The sequence below is a fragment of the Streptomyces sp. NPDC050423 genome (assembly GCF_040655445.1).
In the GTDB taxonomy this organism is placed as follows: domain Bacteria; phylum Actinomycetota; class Actinomycetes; order Streptomycetales; family Streptomycetaceae; genus Streptomyces.
The window spans coordinates 94,825-100,692 of the sequence record NZ_JBFAJY010000028.1; the positions used below are offsets into that span (position 1 = coordinate 94,825).

8 protein-coding genes are annotated in these 5,868 nt (G+C 69.5%); 5 read left to right on the top strand and 3 right to left on the bottom strand.

Annotation, left to right across the window (positions count from 1 at the left end; all coding sequences use genetic code 11):
- Together AB0I52_RS21310 and AB0I52_RS21315 are read right to left on the bottom strand one after the other, a co-directional pair.
- A partial coding sequence (locus tag AB0I52_RS21310; protein ID WP_363074785.1) for a caspase family protein occupies positions 1-507 on the bottom strand: 507 nt, incomplete at its 3' end.
- Between the two features lie 4 nt (positions 508-511).
- On the bottom strand, positions 512-892 hold the full coding sequence (locus tag AB0I52_RS21315) for a hypothetical protein (protein WP_363074787.1): 381 nt from the start codon (positions 890-892) through the stop codon (positions 512-514).
- 360 nt (positions 893-1,252) lie between these two features.
- Here AB0I52_RS21315 and AB0I52_RS21320 point away from each other — a divergent pair, with 360 nt between their 5' ends.
- From AB0I52_RS21320 to AB0I52_RS21335, 4 genes are all read left to right on the top strand, one after another.
- Positions 1,253-1,990, top strand: a complete 738-nt coding sequence (locus AB0I52_RS21320; RefSeq protein ID WP_363074789.1) for an enoyl-CoA hydratase family protein — start codon at positions 1,253-1,255, stop codon at positions 1,988-1,990.
- Positions 1,978-2,556: a TetR/AcrR family transcriptional regulator gene (locus AB0I52_RS21325; RefSeq protein WP_363074791.1), complete on the top strand. Its 579-nt coding sequence runs from the start codon at positions 1,978-1,980 to the stop codon at positions 2,554-2,556. The genes AB0I52_RS21320 and AB0I52_RS21325 overlap by 13 nt, the downstream gene beginning before the upstream one ends.
- A 127-nt stretch (positions 2,557-2,683) precedes the next feature.
- Positions 2,684-3,040 (top strand): DoxX family protein, encoded by a 357-nt coding sequence (locus tag AB0I52_RS21330; RefSeq protein WP_363074793.1) that lies wholly within the window; start codon positions 2,684-2,686, stop codon positions 3,038-3,040.
- Positions 3,041-3,093: 53 nt separating this feature from the next.
- Positions 3,094-3,636, top strand: coding sequence for a GNAT family N-acetyltransferase (locus AB0I52_RS21335; protein WP_363074795.1), 543 nt, complete (start codon positions 3,094-3,096; stop codon positions 3,634-3,636).
- 18 nt (positions 3,637-3,654) lie between these two features.
- Here AB0I52_RS21335 and AB0I52_RS21340 read toward each other — a convergent pair whose 3' ends face one another.
- On the bottom strand, positions 3,655-4,284 hold the full coding sequence (locus AB0I52_RS21340) for an RloB family protein (RefSeq protein ID WP_363074806.1): 630 nt from the start codon (positions 4,282-4,284) through the stop codon (positions 3,655-3,657).
- Positions 4,285-4,364: 80 nt separating this feature from the next.
- On the opposite strand from AB0I52_RS21340, the gene AB0I52_RS21345 reads away from it, so the two are divergent.
- Positions 4,365-5,720, top strand: coding sequence for a transposase (locus AB0I52_RS21345; protein ID WP_363074797.1), 1,356 nt, complete (start codon positions 4,365-4,367; stop codon positions 5,718-5,720).
- The last annotated feature ends 148 nt before the right edge of the window (positions 5,721-5,868 follow it).

The following is a 5,868-nucleotide window of genomic DNA, read 5'->3' on the forward strand; positions in this document are numbered from 1 at the left end:
GTTCAGGTCGAGTTGGCCGGAGAGCAGGGTGTGTTGGGGGCTCATTGCGGCTACGGCTCGGCCGGAGAAGCAGCAGTCGAGTACGAGGACCCTGGCCTTGGCGCGGGACTGCGCCAGTTCACGTTTGAGGAGCTGGAAGGGCAGGGCTGTGAAGCCGGTGCCCTTGTCGGGGTCGGGGTCGGTGCCTGTGACGGCCAGGTGGAGAAGGCCGTTGTTGTCGAGCAGACCGTGGCCGGCGTAGTAGACGAGCAGCAGGTCTTCGGCCTCACGCCGGGCGGAGGTGAGTTCCCTGCCGATCGCGCCCCGGTCGACCGGGGCGCCGTTTGCGCCGAGGGTGCGGATGTGGTCCGGGAGGAGCAGGCCGCGTTCGCCGGAGAGGGCGTCCTTGAGCGCGTCGAGGTTGTTCCGCACGGCGGGAATCTGCTCCAGGCCGGGGGACTTGTAGTCCGATACGCCGATCAGCAGCGCACGGGAGGAGGCCCCGTCGGGCGTCCAGGGCTTCGACACGGCTTCAACTCTCCAACTGGCCCAGCAGTGTGTGCACCTCCGCGATCACCCGTGCTGGATCCGCGGCCCGTTTGACGTCCACTTCGACGTGTCCCCCGTTCGGCGCCTGCACTGTGACCTTGACGTCGGAGCGCCGCTGGACCAGCCAGGTTGTCAGGGAGCGCGCCAGTACGGCGCCGGCGCCGCCCGATCCGAGAGCCACCATCAGAACGTCCATGGACGTGCCCATGTGGCCCGGTTCCGGAGCCTCGCCGTGCAGCGTCAGCCGCCCCCGAAGTGCTTCCTCGAGGGTCAGCCATTCGCGTAGGGCGCGGAGGTGTTCCAGGGCCTCTGTTCCGGAGACCGTCAGCCTCAGCTCGGTGGGCGCCGTATTCGTCTCAGCCATGGAAATCATCCTTGCAGAACCCGCACTTCGCGGGGCGGCTTCTGAAACGTTCGCGGCGTATGGGCCTCTCGGTGGCTCTTGGGCTGTGCATCTTGTTCTGGGCACCTCGGTCTGGGCATCTTGTTCTGGGCGCCTTGGGCAGGAGGCGTCGAGCTGATCGATCTGTCTTCCGGCCGACGCACGGTGTGGCCGGACGAAGGTCGATGGAGCGTTCGGTCGAGGGCGCGCGCCGGATGCGGTGCGGCGCGGGGCTGCCCGGACATCGCGCTCGCACAAATCATGCAAGCACGCTTGATTGTTCTTGTCCGTGGTGCCACGCTCGACGCTCCGGCCGGGCAGAAGCAGAGGGAGACCCATCAGATGAGTCGGCTCGCCCCACCCGCCCACGAGCGGGGCATCACCACCCTCACGCTCGACTCCCCGGCCAACCGCAACGCCCTGAGCGCACCGCTCGTGGCCGCACTGACCGAGGCCCTCGACGCCTGCGCGACCGACGAGAGCATCCGGGCGGTGGTCCTCACCCACACCGGCAACACGTTCTGCGCGGGCGCCGACCTGAAGGCACCGGCCGACCCGCACGCCTTCGTCGCCCTCATGCGACGCGTCGTCACCCTGCCGAAACCGGTCGTCGCCCGGGTCACCGGACACGTCCGGGCGGGCGGCCTCGGCCTGCTCGGCGCCTGCGACATCTCGGTCGCCGGACCCGACTCCTCCTTCGCCCTCACCGAATCACGCCTCGGGCTCGCCCCCGCCGTCATCTCCCTGCCCCTGCTGCCCCGCCTGGACCCCCGCGCCGCAGCCCGCTACTACCTCACCGGCGAACGCTTCGACGCGACCGAAGCCGCCAGGACCGGCCTCGTCACCCTCGCCGCCGAGGACGTGGACAAGGCGCTCGTACCGGTACTCGACGGACTGCGCAGGGCCTCGCCCCAGGGGCTGGCCGCATCGAAGGAGCTGGTCACGGCTACTGTGCTGGAGACTTTCGACCAGTACGCCGAAGACCTCATCGCCCGCTCCGCCACACTCTTCGCCTCCGACGAGGCACGGGAGGGGATGACGGCCTTCCTGGAACGACGGGACCCCGCATGGCGGCTCTGACACCCCCCAAGCAGGACCGCAGCCGTGCCACCCGGCAGAAGCTCCTCGAAGCCGCGGTCTCCTGCCTGGCCGCACACGGCTGGGCCGGCTCCACCGTCTCCGTCGTCGCCGAACGCGCCGGGGTCTCGCGCGGCGCCGCCCAGCACCACTTCCCCACCCGCGAGGACCTGTTCACCGCCGCCGTCGAGTACGTCGCCGAGGAACGCTCCGCCGCCCTGCGCGCCCTCCCCGACCAGGACCGCGCCGCGGTCGTCGCCGCCCTCGTCGACCTCTACACCGGCCCGCTCTTCCGCGCCGCCCTCCAGCTCTGGGTCGCCGCCTCCAACGAGGAACAGCTCCGCCCCCGCGTCACCGAACTCGAAGCCCGCGTAGGCCGCGAGACCCACCGCATCGCCGTCGGCCTCCTGCACGCCGACGAGACCCGCCCCGGCGTACGCGAAACGGTCCAGGGCCTCCTGGACATGGCCCGCGGCCTGGGTCTGGCCAACGTCCTCACCGACGACACCGCCCGCCGGCGCCGAGTGGTGGCGCAGTGGGCGGCGATGATCGAGGACGCGCTGGGCTGAGCGCGGGCGATGGGTGAGGGGCGATGTCACAAGCCGGGGCTCCGGTTCGTCGTTCAGGGGAACGGCCTCCCGCAAGGGAGCGCCGGGCAACACTGTTCCCCACGGAATCGAACGCATCGGAGACATCGTGTTCACCGCCTACCTCACGGTCACCATCCTCGGCGCGGTCTTCAACGGAGCCGCCGCCGTCACCTACTTGATCGGCCACGAATACCCCAAGACCCAGGCGGACATGAAGGGCATCCACCGCAGATGGGTGCCCGTGCTGGGCTCGCTGCTCGCGGCGGGCACGGTGGGGCTGCTGGCGGGACTCGCCGTCCCGCTCCTGGGCACCCTCGCCGCGTCCGGCCTCATCCTCTACTTCATCGGCGCGATCATCGCCCACCTGCGAGTGGGCTCCCGCGACATCGTGGGCGGCATCGTGTTCCTCGCCACGGCGGCGGCCGTCCTGGTACTGGGGCTGCTCGTCCACGGGGCTCGGTAGCCACGGCACGGATATCCTGCTCCGTCCTGAACACGCCAGGGAGGCCCCGCACCATGAGCAGCACCACGTCACCCTTTCCCGACCGGATCGAGCTCACGGGGGAGGGCCTCGTCCTGCGCGACTGGACGGAAGCGGACCTGGCCGCGATGCCGGATCTGTTCGACCACGCCGACATCGCCCACTGGACCCCGATCGTCTCGCCCTTCGACGAGGAGGCCGCCCGGACCCGCCTGGACAAGGCCCGGCGCCTGCGGGAGGAGGGCTCGACCATCCTGCTCGCGATCACCGTGGACGGCGGCGCCCCGCTCGGCGAGGTGATGCTGCGACGCGCCCCCGAGGGCACGGAGCTCGGTTACGCGGTCGGCCCGGCCCACCGGGGCCACGGTCTGGCCGCACGGGCGGTACGGGTGATGGCCGCGTACGCCTTCGAGGAGCTGGGGGCGGAACAGGTGATCCTGGAGCTTGAGGCCGACAACGCCGCCAGCGTCGGGGTGGCCACGAGGGCGGGCTTCAGCCTGCTCGGCCGACCCCTGATCGAGGGCGAGGAGAAGGGACGGCCCTACGTCCTGCAGACGTGGGGCCTGGAGCGCCCCTGACTTGTGCGGGGCGCCGCCCTACTGCGGCCCGCCGATGGCGAGCGCGAGCTTCCACATGCCGGTCGAGGGGTTCACTTCCCGCTCCTTGCCGTCCGGAGCCAGCAGCCTCGCCCGGCGGACCGCCTCGCGCCAGCCGTCCTCGTAGTGACGGAAGTCAAGGTCCGTCTTGGAGTATCCGCCCGGCGTGTACTTGTTCAGAATCGGAACGAGCTGGTCGTAGGAGGGTGCGTGCTTGCGGTGATTGGTGAAGTGCAGCAGCAGCCACACTTCGAAGCACGGGTTCGATAGCGCGATCCCGATGTGGTTGCGGTCGGCTTCACGCAGGGCCTGATCGATATCGGTGAACTCGTCGACGTCCAGGACGCACCACGCCTCGTCGTAGGCGTCGTCGGCTGCCTCAAGCAGCTTCACCGTGTGCGCGACTACTTGGGAGGGAGCTTTGGGATACTTGACGATCTTGATCGATACGGCTGGATTCCGGGCAGCGTTCTTGAGGCCCTGGACGTAGGTGTGTTCTGTCACCTCGGCGCCGCAGACGACCAGTAATCGCAGGCGGGGGGTGCGGAGCTCGGTTTTCCTGCCGAGCTGGGAATCTCTCGACTTTCGACGTTTTCGTTGATCGTCGTGGGGGTCGCTCTGGCGGGTGATGAGGCGTCATCAGGCTGCGCGGGCTGGAGACAGCGGAGAAGCATCGGCGGCTTCTGTCTCCTCCGGGAAGGGACCCGCCGATGCTTCCGGATCCGGCCGTACCCGCTTCGCTGCTGGCGGTACTGGTGTTCCTGCGGGGTTGTTTCACCGTGCCGACCTTCACCACCTTCGCCGCGCTGGTCACGGGCCTGATCGCGCAGACCGGGCGGGGCACGGTGACCGGCATGCTGACCGGCGTGGGGCTGACGCGTACCTGGTCCCACGACCGTGCCCACGCCTTCTTCTCCCGTGCGCGCTGGAACCCGGACCTTTTGGGCATCTCCCTGTCCCACTTGATCGTGCGCCAACTCCTCCCAGCGGATGCTGTGTTGACGTTGGTGGTGGACGACACGCTGTTCAAGCGGCGCGGGAAGAAGGTCTTCGGCGCGGCCTGGCAGCACGACGGCGCGGCCACCGGCCCCCGCGGTGTCGGGCGCGGGACCTGCTTCGTGGTCCTCGGCCTGGTCGTTGACCTGCCTTTCCTGGCCCGGCCGGTGTGTCTGCCGGTGATGGCCCGGCTGTGGCGCCCCAAGCAGGAACAGTCCAAGGTCGACATCGCCGCGTCCATGATCCGCTTCCTGGCCGCCTGCCACCACGGCCGACGCATCCACGTGGTCGCGGACGCCGCCTACCACGGCAAGGCCCTGCGCGGCCTGCCCGCGACCTGCACCTTCACCACCCGGCTGCCCGCGACCTGCACCTTCACCACCCGGCTGCCCTCGTCTTCGGTCCTGTTCGCCCTGGCCCCGCCCCGGACCGGCAAACGCGGGCGTCCCGCGCTCAAGGGCGTCCGTCTGGGCACCCCCGCCCAACTCGCGGCCACCGCCGATTTCGCTCCCGTGCAGGTCACGCGCTATCAGCGCACCGACACCGTGCACCTGGCCGAGGTTACCTGCCTGTGGTACGGCTCCTTCCACACCCGCACCGTGCGAGTGATCCTGCTGTGGGACGACACCACCGACACCGGCTACGACCTCGCCCTGGTCACCACCGACCTGACCAGCAGCGCGGCGGAGCTGATCACCCGTTACGCGAAGCGCTGGTCGATCGAGGTCACCTTCGCAGAGGCCCGCCACCTGCTCGGAGCCGGCCAGGCCCACAACCGCACCCGGGCCGCGGTGGAACGCACCGTGCCCTTCGGCCTGTACTGCTACACGATCACCGTTGCCTGGTACGCACTGCACGGCCACCAGCCCGGCGACGTGACCGAGCGCCGCGAGCGCGCACCCTGGTACACCACCAAGACCGACCCCTCACTGTCCGACATGGTCGCCAAGCTCCGCCGAGTGATCATCGCCGCCCGATTTATGCCCACCCGCCCAGGCCAGCCCACCGAGCAGGAAATCCGCACCGTCCAGCAGGCATGGGCCGCCGCCAGCACCAACGCCGCCGCGTGAGACCCCAAACCTGCCAGAACGTCGAAAGTCGAGTAAGTCACCGGTATTGAGGTTGGGTGCGGCTCTTCTGAAGTGAAGATTGTTCAGGCGGTCAGTCTGAATCCGGCCTGGTGGGGGTGGGTGTAGAGCCGTTCGTGTTCGCGGGCGG

Excerpts from the sequence above, each read along its gene's own strand:
- AB0I52_RS21325 (WP_363074791.1), top strand. The coding sequence starts at position 1,978 with ATGGCGGCTCTGACACCCCCCAAGCAGGACCGCAGCCGTGCCACCCGG.
- AB0I52_RS21345 (WP_363074797.1), top strand. The coding sequence starts at position 4,365 with ATGCTTCCGGATCCGGCCGTACCCGCTTCGCTGCTGGCGGTACTGGTG.
- AB0I52_RS21320 (WP_363074789.1), top strand. The coding sequence starts at position 1,253 with ATGAGTCGGCTCGCCCCACCCGCCCACGAGCGGGGCATCACCACCCTC.
- AB0I52_RS21315 (WP_363074787.1), bottom strand. The coding sequence starts at position 892 with ATGGCTGAGACGAATACGGCGCCCACCGAGCTGAGGCTGACGGTCTCC.
- AB0I52_RS21335 (WP_363074795.1), top strand. The coding sequence starts at position 3,094 with ATGAGCAGCACCACGTCACCCTTTCCCGACCGGATCGAGCTCACGGGG.